This window comes from Ruegeria sp. C8, from assembly GCF_056537565.1.
Window position 1 is genome coordinate 241,402 of the sequence record NZ_JBQFRV010000007.1, and the last position, 16,880, is coordinate 258,281.

The 16,880-nt window shown below is 56.6% G+C and carries 15 protein-coding genes; 6 read left to right on the forward strand and 9 right to left on the reverse strand.

The window, feature by feature from the left end; genetic code table 11:
* The gene (xdhA, locus tag ACR0KL_RS11790; RefSeq protein WP_170675804.1) at positions 1 to 1,464 is read right to left on the reverse strand and encodes a xanthine dehydrogenase small subunit; all 1,464 of its coding nucleotides are present in this window, start codon (positions 1,462 to 1,464) and stop codon (positions 1 to 3) included.
* A 154-nt stretch (positions 1,465 to 1,618) separates the two neighbouring features.
* On the opposite strand from xdhA, the gene ACR0KL_RS11795 reads away from it, so the two are divergent.
* Positions 1,619 to 2,521, forward strand: coding sequence for a LysR family transcriptional regulator (locus ACR0KL_RS11795; RefSeq protein WP_480777060.1), 903 nt, complete (start codon positions 1,619 to 1,621; stop codon positions 2,519 to 2,521).
* Positions 2,522 to 2,562: 41 nt separating this feature from the next.
* On the opposite strand, the gene ACR0KL_RS11800 is transcribed toward ACR0KL_RS11795, so the two are convergent.
* Entirely contained in the window at positions 2,563 to 3,795 is a 1,233-nt protein-coding gene (locus ACR0KL_RS11800) for a urate hydroxylase PuuD (protein WP_480777061.1), read from the reverse strand.
* 101 nt (positions 3,796 to 3,896) lie between these two features.
* On the opposite strand from ACR0KL_RS11800, the gene ACR0KL_RS11805 reads away from it, so the two are divergent.
* Positions 3,897 to 4,811 (forward strand): LysR family transcriptional regulator, encoded by a 915-nt coding sequence (locus ACR0KL_RS11805; RefSeq protein ID WP_170675801.1) that lies wholly within the window; start codon positions 3,897 to 3,899, stop codon positions 4,809 to 4,811.
* Between the two features lie 12 nt (positions 4,812 to 4,823).
* On the opposite strand, the gene uraH is transcribed toward ACR0KL_RS11805, so the two are convergent.
* On the reverse strand, positions 4,824 to 5,177 hold the full coding sequence (gene uraH, locus ACR0KL_RS11810) for a hydroxyisourate hydrolase (RefSeq protein WP_170675800.1): 354 nt from the start codon (positions 5,175 to 5,177) through the stop codon (positions 4,824 to 4,826).
* 146 nt (positions 5,178 to 5,323) lie between these two features.
* Between uraH and puuE the strand changes: the two genes are divergently transcribed.
* Together puuE and ACR0KL_RS11820 are read left to right on the forward strand one after the other, a co-directional pair.
* Positions 5,324 to 6,736, forward strand: a complete 1,413-nt coding sequence (puuE, locus tag ACR0KL_RS11815) for an allantoinase PuuE (RefSeq protein ID WP_480777062.1) — start codon at positions 5,324 to 5,326, stop codon at positions 6,734 to 6,736.
* Complete coding sequence (locus tag ACR0KL_RS11820) at positions 6,733 to 7,218, forward strand: ureidoglycolate lyase (RefSeq protein ID WP_170675798.1); 486 nt, start codon at positions 6,733 to 6,735, stop codon at positions 7,216 to 7,218. Before puuE ends, ACR0KL_RS11820 begins: the two co-directional genes overlap by 4 nt.
* Positions 7,219 to 7,391: 173 nt before the next feature.
* Here the strand turns inward: ACR0KL_RS11820 and bhcD are convergent, their stop codons facing one another.
* The 4 genes from bhcD to bhcA form a co-directional block, all read right to left on the reverse strand.
* Positions 7,392 to 8,357: an iminosuccinate reductase BhcD gene (bhcD, locus tag ACR0KL_RS11825; protein ID WP_170675797.1), complete on the reverse strand. Its 966-nt coding sequence runs from the start codon at positions 8,355 to 8,357 to the stop codon at positions 7,392 to 7,394.
* 110 nt (positions 8,358 to 8,467) lie between these two features.
* The gene (gene bhcC, locus ACR0KL_RS11830; protein WP_480777063.1) at positions 8,468 to 9,631 is read right to left on the reverse strand and encodes a 3-hydroxy-D-aspartate aldolase BhcC; all 1,164 of its coding nucleotides are present in this window, start codon (positions 9,629 to 9,631) and stop codon (positions 8,468 to 8,470) included.
* A 42-nt stretch (positions 9,632 to 9,673) separates the two neighbouring features.
* Entirely contained in the window at positions 9,674 to 10,642 is a 969-nt protein-coding gene (gene bhcB / locus ACR0KL_RS11835; RefSeq protein WP_170676135.1) for a beta-hydroxyaspartate dehydratase BhcB, read from the reverse strand.
* Positions 10,642 to 11,832: an L-aspartate--glyoxylate aminotransferase BhcA gene (gene bhcA / locus ACR0KL_RS11840; RefSeq protein ID WP_170675795.1), complete on the reverse strand. Its 1,191-nt coding sequence runs from the start codon at positions 11,830 to 11,832 to the stop codon at positions 10,642 to 10,644. The genes bhcB and bhcA overlap by 1 nt, the downstream gene beginning before the upstream one ends.
* A gap of 168 nt (positions 11,833 to 12,000) precedes the next feature.
* Here bhcA and bhcR point away from each other — a divergent pair, with 168 nt between their 5' ends.
* Complete coding sequence (bhcR, locus tag ACR0KL_RS11845) at positions 12,001 to 12,837, forward strand: HTH-type transcriptional regulator BhcR (RefSeq protein ID WP_480777064.1); 837 nt, start codon at positions 12,001 to 12,003, stop codon at positions 12,835 to 12,837.
* A gap of 7 nt (positions 12,838 to 12,844) precedes the next feature.
* On the opposite strand, the gene ACR0KL_RS11850 is transcribed toward bhcR, so the two are convergent.
* Both ACR0KL_RS11850 and ACR0KL_RS11855 read right to left on the reverse strand, forming a co-directional pair.
* On the reverse strand, positions 12,845 to 13,687 hold the full coding sequence (locus ACR0KL_RS11850; RefSeq protein ID WP_480777065.1) for a bifunctional allantoicase/(S)-ureidoglycine aminohydrolase: 843 nt from the start codon (positions 13,685 to 13,687) through the stop codon (positions 12,845 to 12,847).
* A gap of 544 nt (positions 13,688 to 14,231) precedes the next feature.
* The gene (locus ACR0KL_RS11855; protein ID WP_170639646.1) at positions 14,232 to 16,178 is read right to left on the reverse strand and encodes a DUF3604 domain-containing protein; all 1,947 of its coding nucleotides are present in this window, start codon (positions 16,176 to 16,178) and stop codon (positions 14,232 to 14,234) included.
* A 416-nt stretch (positions 16,179 to 16,594) separates the two neighbouring features.
* Between ACR0KL_RS11855 and ACR0KL_RS11860 the strand changes: the two genes are divergently transcribed.
* On the forward strand, positions 16,595 to 16,880 hold a 286-nt coding region (locus ACR0KL_RS11860), incomplete at its 3' end, for a sulfatase-like hydrolase/transferase (protein WP_480777066.1).

The window sequence follows — 16,880 nt, forward strand, 5'->3', positions numbered from 1 at the left end:
TTACGCACGGGCCAGTTGAACGGGGGTGTCGGTCTGGGCGTCATGTTCTAGGAAGAACCGACGCAGCAGGTTCTGGGCCGTCAGCATCCGATAGTCAGACGAGGCTCGCCAATCGGTCAGGGGTGAGAAATCCTGAGCCAGCGCCGTTGCCGCCGCCTCGAAACTTTCCCGCGACCAGGGCTGACCGTTCAGAGCAGCCTCGGCAGCAGACGCGCGCTTTGGCGTCGCGGCCATGCCACCCATGGCGATGCGGGCGTCGCAGATGATGCCATCTTCAACCGACATATGAATACCTGCCGCCACCGAGGAGATATCCTCATCCCGGCGCTTCGAGATCTTGTAGGCGGCGTTCATTTCCTTTGGCTGGGGCAGAGGAACAAGTATGCTTTCGACAAACTCGTCCGGTTGGCGATCTTGTTTGCCGTAGTCAATGAAGAATGCGTCCAGTGGCAAGGTCCGCACATCCGACCCTCGCCGCAGCGTGATTTCCGCTCCAAGCGCGATCAGCACAGGCGGCGTGTCCCCGATGGGGGAACCGTTCGCGATGTTTCCGCCAACTGTACCCATGTTTCGCACCTGCCACCCGGCGATGCGATCCCAGTACGAGGTCAGATGCGGTAGATGCTCAGACAGCAGGTTTTGGCAATCAGTGTAGCTGGCACCTGCACCGATCAGCAGGTGCTGGCCCTGTGTTTCGACCGTTTTCAGGTCTTCGAGATGTCCGGTAAAGATCGCCGGTCCGATTTTGCGCAGAAATTTCGTGACCCACAGGCCCACATCTGTTGCCCCCGCGACGATAGTGGCCTCTGGGTAAGTCTGCAGGCAGTCGGCCAGATCATCCACGCTGGAGGGAAGGATGCTCAGATTGTCCATCGGACCCGAGACGACGCGGCGACCGTCTTTCAGTGCTGCCAGACGACCTGTCACGGCCTCACGTTCGGTGTTCAGGTGGTCCGAGGCCGGGGTGCCATAGCAGCTGACGGCAACGGCTGCCCGAATGATTGGCTCATACCCGGTGCAGCGGCACAAATTGCCCTGCAATGCGGTTTCGACCTGCGCCTCTGTTGGTTCGGGCGTTTGCATCCACAGCGCATAGAGCGCCATGACGAAGCCCGGCGTGCAGAACCCGCATTGGCTGCCGTGATGATCCACCATGGCTTGCTGCACCGGATGAAGGCGACCGTCGGGGCCGGACAGATGCTCAACCGTCACGACATGGCAGCCGTCCAAAGAAGCGAGGAACCGAATGCATGCATTCACTGGAGCATAGGCAAGTCCTGTCCGCCCAAGCCGCCCGACAAGCACGGTACATGCACCGCAATCCCCTTCGGCGCAGCCTTCCTTGGTGCCGGTCAGCCGACGCTCGAGACGTAGAAAATCTAGAAGAGTCTGGTCGGCTGATACGTCTGGAACGGATACATCCTTGCCATTTAGGACAAATCGGATGTCAGTGCGCGGCGTCATGCTAATCTCCCTCTACACCTGCCTTCGGGTGGGTCGCCGCAGGACCATAGAGTCAGAGATTGAGTCTTAAAATCGTCGGAAATGACAAATACTTTCAACAAAACGTTGAAAAAGAAATCCGGCCGTCGCAGTCTTCCCGCAGTGGGAGGAATGAATGTCATACATCGAAAGCTTGCGTGTCTTCGTTAGGGTGATGCAGCTAGGCAGCATCACGTCCGGCGGCCGTGACCTGCGGCTGACACCCGCAGTGGCCAGCAAACGTCTGAAAGAGCTGGAAAACCATCTGGGCGTGCGCCTGTTCAACAGAACAACCCGCTCGATGACGGCAACAGAGGTCGGCGAGGTTTTCTATGATGAGGCCAAGGCCGTCTTGCTGGCGTTGGACCACGCCGAGGCGCGCGTCGCCAGTTTTTCGGACGCCCCTCGAGGCGCAATCCGCATCACAGCGCCGCTGGGGGTCGGGCGCAGAATCGTTGCGCCTCTGGTCCCGGATTTCTCGGATCGCTACCCAGAGACCGAGATTCGCATGCGCCTGTCCGACCGCAAAGTGGACATGATGGCCGATGGTTTGGATATCGCGTTCTTTATCGGAGAGCCGGGCGATTCCACCATGAAGCTGCGGAAATTCGCGGATTGTGATCGGCTGCTATGTGCCTCGCCTGAATATCTTTCGAATTTCGGCGTGCCAAAAACGCCGGATGACCTACTACAGTCTCAGCACAATTGCCTGCTGCTGCGCTATCCCAGATCGCCTGAGTATTTCTGGACCCTGAACACCGATATGGGGCCGCGCAAACTGGAGGTTCGAGGAAAATACGATGCGGATGATGGCGATGTCCTGACGGATTGGGCTTTGGCAGGCAAGGGGATCGTCAACAAACCGCGCTTTGATGTGAAAGAGTATCTCGTGTCAGGCCAACTGGTTGAGGTTCTGCCCTCGACACCGCCATTGCCGACCATCTTCGGCTGCCTCTATCCGCACAAGAAACTTCAGGACCCTAAGATACGCCTGTTCGTCGAACACATCGCGAAACACAGCAAAAGGTTCTTTGGATAAACCAGCAGGAGGGTCCTGTTTCACCTGCTACAAGTCGGGGCTTACTGGCCTCTTACTTCACGCACCCAAGCGATGATGGTCTGACGGGCTTCGTCATCCATTTGAACCGAGGCTGGCGGCGGCATCGCGTGGCTGATCCCGGCCTGCAGATAGATTTGATCAGCCTGGCGGGCGACATCGCCGGGCGTTTCAAGATAGACCTTCTTGGGCGCCCATTTCATTGTGCCATAAACCGGCTCGCGCGCATGACACATGGAACAGTTGCCCAGGACCGTGTCATAAGCGGCCTCGAACCCCTCGGCCGAAGCGAATTTCTGTTCATAGGGTGTCAGTTCGCGCGCTTCGGCCTCTTCCCATGTCTCGCCGGACCGGACCGAGGACAGCCATGCAATCGCGATCATCAGAAGGACCGTGACTGCCCAGGTCCAATGAGGGCCTGTTCCAGTCGCATGCATCGTGTTGAAGTAGTGGCGAATGGTGACCCCGGTCAGGAAGATCAGGCTTGCAATGATCCAGGAATACTCAGTGCCGAAGGCCAGCGGGTAGTGGTTCGACAGCATCAGGAACACGACCGGCAAGGTCAGATAGTTGTTGTGCGTCGAACGCACCTTGGCAATCTTGCCGTATTTGGCGTCCGGGGTCCGACCCGCCTTGAGGTCTGCGACCACGATGCGCTGGTTCGGCATGATCTGAAAGAACACATTGGCCGTCATGATCGTTGCGGTAAACGCCCCAAGATGCAGCAGAGCGGCCCGTCCGGTGAATATCTGGTTGTAGCCCCAGGACATGATCACCAGGATCACGAACAACAACAGCATCAGAACGGTGGGATGATCGCTCAGCTTGGATTTGCACATTTGGTCATAGAGCAACCAACCAATGGTCAGTGACCCGCCAGAGATCAGAATTCCCTGCCATAGCGCCAGATCGACCTTGGTTGGGTCTAGAAGGAACAGCTCTCCTCCAACCCAGTAAATGATCATCAGAAGCGCGGCGCCGGACAGCCATGTCGTGTAGCTTTGCCATTTGTGCCAGGTCAGATGCTCGGGCATCCGGGCGGGGGCCACGAGGTATTTCACGGTGTGATAAAACCCGCCGCCATGGACCTCCCATTCTTCGCCATAGGCCCCATCCGGCAGCGCAGGGTTTGGCTTAAGCATAAGGTCCAAAGCGATAAAGTAAAAAGATGCCCCAATCCACGCCATCGCAGTGACAACGTGCAGCCAGCGGACCGAAAAGGCGATCCACTCCCACATTACGGCCAGATCATACATGGGTTTGCTCCTAAGATTCTTTGCTTCCGCTCACTCTATGCGAGACTGCTTTGTTCTGGTATTGCTAGCAAAGACCAAGCAGTATCAAAAAATGCAAAAAAATGTCCTATCTAGATAACATCAGAACCTTTGTCCGAGTCTACGAGTTGGGCAGCATGTCTGCCGCAGGCCGTGATCTGAGGGTTTCTCCGGCTGTCACCTCAGCGCGGATATCGCAATTGGAAGAGCATCTCGGCGTGCGGCTATTTCAACGCACGACGCGCAGCCTAACGCCGACCGAACAAGGGCAATCGTTTTATCGGGGGGCCGCTGAGATCCTCGAGGCCGTCGAAAACGCCGAGGCGCAGATCGTCAATATTACCGAGAATCTAAAAGGATCTCTCTATGTCGCTGCGCCATTGGGCGTCGGTCGCAGGCTGATCGCGCCACAGGTTCCAAAGTTTCTGGCCGAGTACCCCGAAGTCAATGTCAGGCTGAGGCTGACAGATCGCAAAGTCGATCTAACAACAGAAGGTCTGGATCTTGCGTTTTTCCTAGGGCAGCCCGAGGACAGCAACTTGCGCATTCGCAAGATCGCCGATGTTGAAAGAGTTCTGTGTGCATCCCCAAAATACATCAAAAAACGCGGGATGCCGGCAAGCGGAGACGACTTGATCGCCGACAATCATGAATGCCTCAATCTGCGCTTTCCGGGCGCGACCGAGTTTCAATGGCTTCTCAGAACTGAAACGGGGCCAAAGCGATTTCGCGTTTCTGGCCGCTATGAATCGGACGATGGCGATGTGTTGACGGATTGGGCACTTGCGGGTCACGGGATCGCGCTCAAGCCGATCTTTGAAATCGCACAGCACCTCAAGGCCGGGAATCTGATTCCGGTCGCAACAGAAACGCCGCCGGAACCCATTCAGATGGCGTGTTTGTTCACCCACCGTCGCATGCAAGACCCCAAAACGCGGCTTTTCATGGAGTTCATCATAGAGCGTATCGGATCCTCGATCGCTGCTGCGAACAACTAGAGCGACAAGGCCTCAGCTGCCGCGGTAGGTCGAGTATCCAAAAGGGGAAAGAAGCAGAGGCACATGATAGTGAGACTGCTCGGACATCCCGAACCGGATCGGTATCACATCCAGAAAGCGAGGTTCCTCGGGCGGCGTGCCCGACGCGTCAAGGTACGCGCCGGCATAGAAGATCAGCTCATACTCGCCCGTTGAAAACTCGGATTGCGGCAGAATCTGCTCGTTGGTTCTGCCGTCGTCATTTGTTACCAGTGCTTTCAGCAAGGTGCGGTCTGTACCATTGATGCGGTACAGCTCGATTTTCAGCCCCTCGGCGGGGCATCCCCGTGCAGTATCCAGAACATGTGTGGTAAGGTAACCGGTCATTTGTGCCACTCCTAAAGTTGCTTATTCATTAGTCTGTTTTCTCCTCCGAGGGCAAAGCCAGACTATCCGAAGCTGCTTTTCGTATTTTTTGAAAAATTTCTTTGATTATCCGGAGTATTGAGGAACTCAAGAAGAAGGAAACAGATGTGAAGCCTTATCCACGAGATATGACCGGCTATGGCAGTCAAATGCCAAAAGCCAACTGGCCGAATGGGGCCCGGATCGCGATTCAGATCGTATTGAACTATGAGGAAGGTGGCGAAAACAACATCTTGCACGGTGACGCTGCATCTGAGGCGTTTCTGTCCGAGATCACTGGTGCGGCCCCCTGGCCAGGACAGCGGCACTGGAACATGGAATCGATCTACGAATACGGCAGCCGTGCCGGGTTCTGGCGTGTTCACCACCTTTTGCAGGACCTGCCAGTGACCGTTTATGGCGTGGCGACCGCTTTGGCGCGTGCCCCAGCACAGGTTGCGGCGATGAAGCATGCAGGCTGGGAGATCGCGAGCCACGGGCTGAAATGGATCGAACACAAGGATATGGACCCGCAAGTTGAGCGCTCCCAGATCCGCGAGGCGATCCGTTTGCACACCGAAGTCACCGGTCAACCTCCGCGCGGTTGGTACACGGGCCGGTGTTCGATGAACACGATTGATCTTGCTGCCGAAGAGGGTGACTTTGCCTATATCGCGGACAGCTATGCCGATGATCTGCCCTATTGGATCAAGGGAGGGGGCAAGGATCAGTTGATCGTGCCCTATACGATGGATTGCAACGATATGCGTTTCGCGATTCAGGCCGGGTATACGAATGGCGAGCAGTTCGAAAGCTATCTGAAAGATAGCTTCGACATGCTCTATGCCGAGGGCACGGCGGGTATGCCGAAAATGCTCTCGATCGGGTTGCATTGTCGCTTGATTGGCCGTCCGGGTCGCGCCATGGCGCTGAAACGCGCGCTGGACTATTTCAGACAACATGATGGAGTCTGGTTCGCGACCCGTGAACAGATCGCCGATCACTGGGCCAAGGAACACCCCCCGATGCAACGTCTCACCCCGTCCGAAATGGACCAGCCGACCTTTGTATCCGAATTTGGCGGCGTGTTCGAACACAGCCCATGGATTGCCGAAGGCGCATTTGACCTTGAACTGGGACCGACCCATGACAATGCGGCTGGCGTCCACAATGCGCTGGCCCGTGTTTTTCGCACCGCCACGTCCGAGCAACGCCTTGGCGTTCTGACGGCGCACCCGGATCTGGCGGGCAAGCTTGCCGCCGCCGGGCGGCTGACCAAGGAAAGCACGGCGGAACAGGCTGGGGCCGGTCTGGACATGCTGACGGATGAAGAACGCGAAACCTTTACCGCGTTGAATGAGGCCTACACGGCCAAATTCGGCTTTCCCTTCATCATCGCGGTCAAGGACAACACGAAGGCCAGCATCCTAAAGGCCTTTCACCGCCGCATAGACAGCGACCGGGATACCGAGTTCGACGAAGCCTGCCGTCAGGTCGAACGGATCGCCGAGCTGCGCTTGATCGAGAAGTTCTCGGAATGACCATCGAGTTGAAGCTACAGCCTCTGACCCCTGAAGCCTTTGCGCCGTTTGGAGATGTGATCCAAGCGGCGGGTGAGGTGGACAAGTACATCAATCAGGGCAAATGCGCCCGCTATCATGACCGCGCAGAGTTGGATTTCCAGGACGGCCGCGCGGGGATCAGCGTGTTCCAGTCCGAGGCTTTCAGCCTTCCGATCAGGCTGGATATGATGGAGCGTCACCCTGAGGGCAGTCAGGCCTTTCTGCCATTGTCCGAAAAGCCGTTTGTTGTGGTTGTAGCTACCGATGAAGACGGACAACCCGGACACCCGATTGCGTTCATAACTGCGCCGAGGCAAGGGGTGAACTACCACCGAAACACTTGGCACGGGGTACTGACACCGCTCCATGATCCGGGGCTTTTTGCGGTCGTGGATAGAATTGGAACTGGACCCAACCTGCAGGAGCATTGGTTCGAGGTGCCGTTCCTTATCGTCGAATAAATCGCCTGAAGATGCGCAAGGTATCGCAACTTCCCTGCGCATGAGGCTGGCAATCCAGCGAAAATTCAACGCCTAGCAAAATCTTCCGGGTGGAATGACATTGGCCGGGGCACGAACCCCGGCCGTTGCAAGCCGAGGGGCGACTTGCTGCTCGGAAACAGGTACCAGCGAGGTCAGAAATCAACCTCGATCGCGATCCCTTTTTCTACGGCAAGGTCAACCACCGCTGCGGCCACCGCAAGATCCTGCAGGCCAACGCCTGTGCCATCGAACAATGTGATCTGATCATCCGCGGAGCGGCCCTCATGCGTTCCATTGATGACCGCGCCAAGCTGAGCGACGTCGCTTTGGCTGATCAGACCTTCTGCGACGGCGTGCTGTGCCTCGCCAATGGTGATGGATTGCGCAACCTCGTCTGTGTAGACACTCGCTTTGGCCAGCAGGGTGGATTCGACCTCCTGTTTGCCCTTGGTGTCTGTTCCCATGCAGGCCACATGCGTTCCGGGGCTGACGTGGTGTGCCATCAACGACGGCGCAAAAGCCGAAGTGATCGAGATGATCACATCCGCTTCGGTCATTCCGTCAAGTTCGACCGCCTCAAATGGGACGCCTGCCTCAACAGCGACTTTCTCGATATTGGGCAGCATTTCCGGGTGGTAGTTCCAGCCAATGACCTTTTCAAAGCTATGCTGTTCCAGCGCGGCGCGCAGTTGAAAACCGGCCTGATGGCCCGCTCCGATCATGCCGATCACCTTGGCATCTGCGCGGGCCAGATGTTTGATCGACACGGACGAAGCCGCCGCTGTGCGCAGCGCCGTCAACAGGTTGCCGCCAACCATCGCCGACGGTTTGCCCGTGTCGGGATCGAACAGAAAAACCGTGGATTGGTGGTTGATCAACCCGCGTTTCTCAAGGTTGTTCGGCCAATAGCCACCGGCCTTCAGGCCCAAAGTCAGGCCGGCGCGGTCAAAACCACCCTTGAAGCCATACAGCGCGTCTTCGTGGCCGATGGCCTCACGCACAACAGGGAAGTTATAGGCATCGCCAGCGGCCATCGCCGCAAAGACGCTTTCAACGGCATCAAAGGCGGCTTGGCGGGTCATCAATCCGGCGATCTCACGCTCGGGTACGATCAACATGTCAGTCTCCACTTGGAATTCGTTCGCCCGTGCGCTTGTCCCGAAGGGAGAGGAGGCACACGGGCGAGAATCAGGCTACTGTTGAGCCAGATTTTCTTGATTGTAAGGCCTTAGTAGGCGCGGCCGCGGGCGGATACGGGCCAGACGGCCTCGACCTTGCCGTTGCGCACACCGACATACCAATCATGTACATTGGCCGTTGGGTCGCAGTGACCGGGCACCAGCTTGAGCTTGTCGTTGACCTTGAGAACACCATCCGTATCCATCACAACGCCATGCTCGTCCGAGCATTTAGTGTACTCAACGTCGTCGCGCCCAAACACGACGGGTAAACCGCTGTCTACCGATTGCGCCTTTAGGCCTGCATCGACAATCGCCTTATCAGCTTTGGCGTGGCTCATGACGCTGGTCAGGATGAACAGAGCGTTCTCCCACTCACCCCGGTCGATGCGGTTGCCGTCTTTGTCCAGAATGCGGCCGTAATCGGCATCCATGAAGGCATAGGACCCGCATTGAAGCTCATTGTATACGCCCGAGTCGGACTCGAAGTAGTAAGAGCCGGTGCCGCCGCCTGAAACCAGCTCGCAATCGATGCCTTCGGCTTTCAGGCCGTCAACAGCGTTTTTGACCATCGCAATTGCGGTATCCAGCTTTTCCTTGCGCGCCTCGTAGCTGTCGAGATGCTGCATCGCACCCTGATAGGCTTGAATGCCGGTGAATTTGAGGTTGTCGGCCGCTTCGACCGCTTTGGCAATTTCAATCACCTGAGGCGTAGTGGTCACGCCGCACCGTCCCGCGCCGCAGTCGATCTCGACGAAGACCTCAAGCTGAGTGCCGTGATCGACGGCTGCTCCGGAAAGATCTGCGACGTTGTCTACGTCGTCGACACATACAATGATGCGACTGCCGAGTTTTGGCAGGCTGGCCAGGCGGTCGATCTTGGCGGGGTCGCGCACCTGGTTCGACACCAACACGTCCTTGATCCCACCGCGCACGAAAACCTCGGCCTCTGAAACCTTCTGACAGCACACGCCCACTGCTCCGCCAAGGCGTTCCTGCAGTTTCGCCACATCGACGGATTTGTGCATTTTGCCGTGCACGCGGTGGCGCATACCGTGGGCCTTGGCATAATCGCCCATCTTCTTGATGTTGCGTTCAAGCGCATCGAGATCCAGCACAAGGCTGGGGGTCTGGATGTCTGCTTCAGCCATTCCGGGCTTGGCCGGAATGTCATAGCCTACTTCGAATGCGTCGAGATTGGTCATATCTTTCATGTCCGTATTCCTGTGTCGGTATTGATGTCTGTTGCGACTGGGTCAGGTGTTCAGCCAGGGCAGCTTGTCCAGATCGACATTGCCACCGGTGATGATCAGGCCGACCCGCTTACCTTTGAACGCGTCGGGGTTCTTGAGGATCGTAGCCAGAGGCACAGCCGAGGACGGCTCCATCACGACCCGAAGGTGTTTCCACGTCAGCTTCATCGCGTCGATGATCTCTTGTTCCGAGGCCGTGTAGATCTCGGAAACGTGGTTCGAGACGAAGTGCCACGTTAGGTCTTTCAGGGGCACCAACAGGCCGTCGGCAATGGTCTTCGGCGCATCATCGGCGATGATGTGACCCGCTTTGAAACTGCGATAGGCGTCATCCGCCTGTTCGGGTTCCGCCGCAATGATTTCGGTTTCAGGCGCAAGGGTGGACAGGGTCAGGCAAGTGCCGGACACCATGCCACCACCGCCGATAGGGGCAACCACCGCGTCCAGACCATCGGTCTGCTCCATGAATTCGCGCGAACAGGTGCCCTGTCCGGCGATCACCCGCGGATCGTTGTAGGGATGGACAAAATCCCCCCCCGTGGCCGCTTGAACCTGAGCGAAAGTCGCCTCGCGCGACGTGGTAGAGGGCTCACACTCGGTGATTTTGCCTCCGTAGCGACGCACCGTGTCTTTCTTGGCCTGAGGCGCTGTGCGCGGCATCACAACGTTGCACGGAATGCCGCGCTTCATTGCGGCATAGGACAAGCATGACGCGTGATTACCGGAGGAATGGGTGGCAACACCTTTCTTCGCCTGTCCCTCGTCAAGGCCGAATACTGCGTTGGTGGCGCCGCGTACCTTGAAGGCGCCCGGTTCCTGAAAGTTCTCGCATTTGAAGAACAACTGGGCGCCCGTCAATTCGTTCAGGTAGTCCGAGGTCCGAACCGGGGTCCGACGGATGTAAGGTTCGATCCGAGTATGCGCCTCGAGCATGTCCTCATAGGTCGGGATATACATGGAGAGGTCCTTTATCATGCAGCGTCCTTCTGAACGGCGGCTGGATGACCGCGATAGTATTCCTGTGCGGCCGCCACGCCCGAACCCAGTTGAATGTTCAAACCCAGATCGACCATGCACATTTCGGCTGTCGCGATCCCCGACAAGGCCATGACGTCGGTCAGGCTGCCCAGATGTCCGATCCGGAAGACTTTGCCAGCGACTTCGCCAAGGCCGACGCCAAAGGCCACGCCGTATTTCTCGGCGGCATGGGTGACGATATCGGTTGCGTTGAAACCATCCGGTGTGCGGATCGCGCTGACCGTGTCGGAATAAACCGAGGGGTTCGCGGCACAAAGCTCCAGCCCCCATGCGCCAACAGCGGCACGCACCCCTTCGGCGATGCGGGTATGGCGGGCAAAGACGTTCTCCAACCCTTCCTTCAGCAACATGTCGCAGGCCTGGTTTAGGCCATTCATCAAGCCGACGGCAGGCGTGTAGGGATAGGCGCTGTTTGCGTATCCCTTGGCCATGTCGTGGACGTCAAAAAACGTGCGGGGCAGGGTGCCAGTTTTGGTCGCCTCCATCGCCTTCTGGCTAAAGCCGACGATCGCGAGACCTGCGGGCAGCATGAACCCTTTTTGCGATCCGGTGACGGCCACATCGACGCCCCACTCATCAAAGCGGAAATCCATCGACGCAATGGACGAGACGCCATCAACGTACAGCAGCGCAGAATGCCCTGACGCGTTCAGCGCCTTGCGCACGGCGGCAATGTCCGATTTTACGCCGGTTGCCGTTTCGTTATGCGTGGCAAGAACGGCTTTGATCTCGTGGTTGGTGTCCGCGGTCAGGATCTCTTCATAGCGGTCGGCAGGCAGGCCCTGACCCCACGGGGTTTCGACGATCTCGACATTCAGCCCGTGGCGCTGGCACATGTCGATCCAGCGATGGCTGAACATGCCGTTGCGCGCGGCCAGAACCTTGTCTCCGGCAGATAGGGTGTTGGTCAAAGCTGTTTCCCAGCCGCCCGTCCCGGTCGAGGGGAAGATGAACACCTCGGCGCTGTCGCTTTTCAGAACTTTCCGAACACCCGCGCGGGCAGGGTGCAGAATTTGCCCAAACAGCGGCGACCGGTGGTCGATCGTGGGCATGTCACAAGCCTTGCGCAGGCTTTCAGGGATATTGGTCGGGCCCGGAATGAAAACGGGGTTTTGAAAGCTCATGGATGGTCTCCTTCCGTCGTTGGAGACATCCTAAGGCCAAGCTCCTTGATTTTAAATTTTTTTGAAAACGATTTTCAAAAACTAATAGTCGCGATTTAAATTATAGTTGTCAGTATCTTATGTTTTTCATATGATGAATTAAAATTTCGAAAAAATCCGAAGGTTCTTATGGTTTCTCAAAAAAATGGCGCTGGCTCCCTTCGCAAAACCAGGGGAAGGCCGCGGGGGTGGGATGACAAAACGGCTCAGAACACGATCAAATCCCTCGACCGGGCGATGGAGGTTTTCGAGTATCTGAGCGAGGCGCAAGGCAAGTCATTGACGATGCTGTCCGACGAAATGCAGCAGTCCCCGGCCACGGTCTATCGCATCCTTGTCACGCTTGAGGGTAGGGGCCTAGTAGAGTTCGATCCCGTCGAGCAGATTTGGCATATCGGCCCCCGTGCCTTCGTCATAGGCTCGCGATTCCTAAGGCGCACCAGCCTTGTTGATCGGGCAAGGCCGGTGATGCGCAAGCTGATGGAAGCCACGGGTGAGACGGCCAATTTAGGCATTCAGAAAGAAGGCTCAGTCCTGTTTCTAAGCCAAGTCGAAACGCATGCCAGCATTCGGGCCTTCTTTCCGCCCGGAACACTGTCGCCCATGCACGCATCGGGGATCGGGAAGGTCCTGCTGGCGCATATGGATGAAGACCGGTTGGACAGATTGCTGGCTTCGGTCCAACTGCAGGCGTTCACGGACCGGTCGATCACGACTGTAGAAAGTCTGAAGCAGGACCTGACTTCTATCCGCTCGCGAGGCTTTTCGATCGACAATGAAGAGAAAAACGAGGGCATGCGCTGTATCGCTGCGCCGGTGTTCGACGTGAACGGTGAAGCGGTTGCGGGGATTTCCGTTTCTGGACCCACCAGCCGGGTGCGCGAGGATGGGATCGAAAAGCTCAGCCGCCCCGTGATCGAGGCGGGCCAAGCGTTGACTCAGGCCATCGGAGGAATCGTAAACTGAGAGGCCTCTATTGCCGGTTGGCGGCGGATCCAAGGCGCAGAGGCATGTGTCGGTTCACATCCTTATAGAGCAGGTACCGGAACTTGCCCGGACCGCCAGCGTAGCAGGCCTGTGGGCAAAACGCGCGCAGCCACATGTAGTCTCCTGCCTCGACCTCGACCCAGTCATTGTTCAACCGGTACACCGCCTTGCCCTCAAGCACGTAGAGGCCGTGTTCCATGACATGGGTTTCGAGGAAAGGGATGACCGCACCGGGTTCGAACGTCACCACGGTCACATGCATGTCGTGGCGCAGGTCACTCGGGTCGACAAATCGCGTCGTCGCCCATTTCCCATCGGTGCCGGGCATTGGGGTCGGTGCGATATCGTTTTCGTTCAGCACGAGGACATCCGGGGTCGCGAGCCCTTCAACGGCTTCATAGGCTTTACGAATCCAATGGAACCGCAAGGTGTTTTCAGAGTGGTTGCGCAGGTTCCAATCGCATCCGGGCGGCAGATAGGCATAGCCGCCAGGCGTCAGCTCATAGTGCGTACCTTCAGCGATAAGTGTTGCGGTGCCTTCGACTACGAACAGAACACCTTGGGCTTCAGTGTCGGTTTCGGGCCGGTCCGAGCCTCCGCCCGGCTGGACCTCCATGATATATTGCGAGAAGGTCTCGGCAAATCCGGTCATGGGGCGCGAGATCACCCAGAGGCGTGTATCGTCCCAGAACGGCAGAAAGCTTGTCACGATGTCCCGCATTGTGCCCTTGGGGATCACAGCATAAGCATCCGTAAACACGGCGCGGTCTGTCAACAGCTGGTCTTGTCCGGGGTGGCCGCCATGGGGAGCGTAGTATTGCTTGCTCATGTGTGCTCCTGAAGAAAAGCCGTGCCCGTTTACATATGCTCCGGTTCCGAGGATAGAACCAGCCGTAAGGAGGCGACAGCTCTCTCTGCGAAAATTTGACAATCATGGTAATTGTTTGGGGATTTCGAGGATTCACCTAGCGCTGGAAGATTTCTCTATTTGATCCGCAAGAAGTGTCTTCGCAACGAGTTTGCGTTGCGATTCACGAGCCGTTCGGCGTGTACATAGTCTCAAAAAGCTATTCTCTGACACAGCCTACTGATGCGCTGCGTATTATCAATGACCGGTCAACATAGCGATTTTCTTTGCGTGCCTGTAATCGCCCTTGAGGTGAACCCGCAAGCAGCGAGGATTTTAGGACACTGCAGGAGTTGATCCGTTGAATCGGTAGTGGCCAGTACCGACACAAAGCAGTCCCTCGACTGGAGTGTTTCGATGTCTGCTCGAAGCCCTAGGTGGACGTTCGCACAATCCGACTAGCCCGATGTTGCGGCGACAGGAACAGCCGGGTTTTTACGACACCAACATAAGGACGAGTTACATTTCAGCCTTTGGGAGTATACCAAATTGGCGAAGTGTAAGCACGTTCCTGCGTTGACGTAGGCACCTCGGCAGGCACCTCGTCTCCAAACCGAACGGCGTCGTAAATTGTCCACCTCGGAGTGGGAATCTCTAGGACACGTGCGTAGTAGAAAGCCCTGACTGACGGATCAAATTCAGGATCCGTCCAAACATTGATCAGCTCTGGAGACCCTATCGAGTTGGTAAACGTGCCCGTTGCAACATCCACGGTGTTCCCAACCGCTGGCAGCTTGCCGTCAGCATCAAGTTTTCGGTCTCCCGACCAAGCTACGTCATAGACCCGCTCTTCAGTTTCGCCATTGGCATTTAACCAACCTTTCACAATCTGAACACGGTCGAGATTGCCGGAAAACGGATCTTTCAGCGCAGCAACCAGGAATGTTGGGGCGTCCGCGCCTTCTGTTGCATCTGCGAGGTCCCCTCCCATCGGAACGCCTTTTTCATATCCTATTTCGGCGGGCAAACGAGACCTTGCGTCAGCTTCGGTAAAGTCCCAGCCACCAAAGAAGCGAACTGCAATTCGACTGCCGGTCGTCCCATAGACTTCTTTCCGTTCCATTGCATCGAAAATTGCTTCGCGCGAGTTCTCTTCTGCCCAGACTGCGGCGTAGCCAGACGCTGCCATTTCCCATCCAAGAATTCTTGTCGTATCGAACTCACCAACGACGTGCTGCCAACGACCGGGTTCCGGTTCGACGCCAGAATGTTTGCCAAAGAAATTGTCTTCTTCCGCTGTTGCCAAAGCGGTATGGCTGTCTGTCGAACCCACTACTCCGAATTTGTATGGATTGGTGCCTAGTTGAGCCTCAAGCTTCAGTCCGTTCTTCAGAGCCTCTCGGGCATACTCGTACTGAAGCATCCAATCCTCTTTGGGCGTTGGGCCGAGGTTGGATTTATCCCAAGTTTCATAGTCCGCGAACTCATCGTTTGGGCTTAAAAACGGATGCGTCTCTCCGTCACCTTTGATTTGGGTGATCTCATACATCGGCTCCCACTTGGCACGCCGCTCTGCGTAATCTCCTGTCAAAGGCTCACCCGTTTCAGGGTTTGTCTCGACCGGAAACATCAGGCCGTTGGAGACGTTACCGTTGTGTGCAAGGGCCAGTACACGACCGCCAGTCTCTTGTTCATATGTTTCCATCCAGTCCCACAACCTTTCCGGATTAAAAGTTTCTGCGGTTGTGAAGGGCAGCATTTGCCGCGCGCGAATGGCATCATCTCGGTAGATTACGTTGCGGTGGAGATTGTTGCCAGCTTCCGTGGACGTCCACTCGTATCCAATGAATGCGGTGAATGTGCCAGGGGCGTTGTGATGATCCGCAGTTTGCGTGAACTCATCCCATATGGATTGTACAAACCTGCGATCTGAAACAGCCTCGGGCAGAGCATCTCCGGTGATGCCAGCAAAAGTTTCAATAACTTCCATGGTTGCACCCAGAGCGACGTCCCCGCCGGCGTTGAGGCGTTCGTTCCAGTCTCGCAGCGTTGGGTCACGCATTAGTGTAGAGTTCCCCGCCACGATCTCATTCATGGCACCCATGGCATCTGAATGATCAGATACGACAAGCCAGTCGAGGGGACGCGACAGCTTCACACGGAGGCCATGCGATGTTGTGACTTCGTCACCACGTGCAAACCTATAGGCATCGTCTGGGCTCAGAATGACGCCAAATCCGCGCGCATCGAGCGAGTTTGACGTGTGCAGGTGAGTGTCACCCCAAAGCGGGCGCGTAGGAAAATCTCGACCTGCATACGGCGAAAAATCAGTAGGCGCTGGTTCACGCATATCATCAACTGATATGGTCATCTCTCCAACTTGCCCGCCTTGTGCAGCGTCTTGAGCATTTGAAGAGCTTGCTATGAACGCTATGGAAACTATTGCTGTCGATGTCTTAAGAAAAAACTTCATTTGAACCTCCCAGCCGAGCTGAATTCTAGTCTATGGCAACATCTGACCCGGCTGTTCGTCAAGGAAAACAAAGGTTTTTCTTATGTGAGCTTAAGAGATCCCGGGTGAGGCTCGACTAGTCCCGGGCCGCAGCTTCGCCCAAAACTTTGACGCTCGGACGCAGTAAAAAGCACCCCTACGAGTGCACGTTCTTGACGACTGGTGACTTGGCTCGCCAGTCTTGAAACCGAGACCTTGATCGGAGGCCTTGCCGTAAAGAGGTTGTCGCGAACACCCCTATTGTCCTTATCCCTTTTTTTTGCCTCGGTCGTTTCAGCTCAAGATAAGCCCAACATCATATTCATATTTCTAGATAATTTTTGCTGGTGCGAACCTAGGCTCATGGAGACGGCATAATCCGTGTCGCGGCGACCCCCATGATGGACGCTCTCGCTGCGGAAGGATTACGACACACGAACTTCAACGTCGAGAGTCAGTGCACGCCGTCCCGCGCAGCGACCATGACAGGACGATATGGCATTCGGAGCGGAAACCATACAGTCCCACTGGGAGGCGGCGTTTACGGTCTGACTCAGTGGGAAGTCACGATGGCCGAGATGCTCAAAGACGCTGGATACAACACGGCCATGTACGGAAAATGGCACCTTGGATGGACCGAAGGGCGCTATCCAACGAATCAAGGATTCGACGAGTTTTACGGTG

What these genes read in the sequence shown, in the direction of transcription:
- ACR0KL_RS11855 (WP_170639646.1), bottom strand. Translation starts at nt 16,178, where the DNA reads ATGAAGTTTTTTCTTAAGACATCGACAGCAATAGTTTCCATAGCGTTC.
- ACR0KL_RS11850 (WP_480777065.1), bottom strand. Translation starts at nt 13,687, where the DNA reads ATGAGCAAGCAATACTACGCTCCCCATGGCGGCCACCCCGGACAAGAC.
- bhcC (WP_480777063.1), bottom strand. Translation starts at nt 9,631, where the DNA reads ATGAAAGATATGACCAATCTCGACGCATTCGAAGTAGGCTATGACATT.
- xdhA (WP_170675804.1), bottom strand. Translation starts at nt 1,464, where the DNA reads ATGACGCCGCGCACTGACATCCGATTTGTCCTAAATGGCAAGGATGTA.
- ACR0KL_RS11795 (WP_480777060.1), top strand. Translation starts at nt 1,619, where the DNA reads ATGTCATACATCGAAAGCTTGCGTGTCTTCGTTAGGGTGATGCAGCTA.
- ACR0KL_RS11805 (WP_170675801.1), top strand. Translation starts at nt 3,897, where the DNA reads ATGTCCTATCTAGATAACATCAGAACCTTTGTCCGAGTCTACGAGTTG.
- bhcA (WP_170675795.1), bottom strand. Translation starts at nt 11,832, where the DNA reads ATGAGCTTTCAAAACCCCGTTTTCATTCCGGGCCCGACCAATATCCCT.
- ACR0KL_RS11800 (WP_480777061.1), bottom strand. Translation starts at nt 3,795, where the DNA reads ATGTATGATCTGGCCGTAATGTGGGAGTGGATCGCCTTTTCGGTCCGC.
- ACR0KL_RS11820 (WP_170675798.1), top strand. Translation starts at nt 6,733, where the DNA reads ATGACCATCGAGTTGAAGCTACAGCCTCTGACCCCTGAAGCCTTTGCG.
- bhcR (WP_480777064.1), top strand. Translation starts at nt 12,001, where the DNA reads ATGGTTTCTCAAAAAAATGGCGCTGGCTCCCTTCGCAAAACCAGGGGA.
- uraH (WP_170675800.1), bottom strand. Translation starts at nt 5,177, where the DNA reads ATGACCGGTTACCTTACCACACATGTTCTGGATACTGCACGGGGATGC.
- bhcD (WP_170675797.1), bottom strand. Translation starts at nt 8,357, where the DNA reads ATGTTGATCGTACCCGAGCGTGAGATCGCCGGATTGATGACCCGCCAA.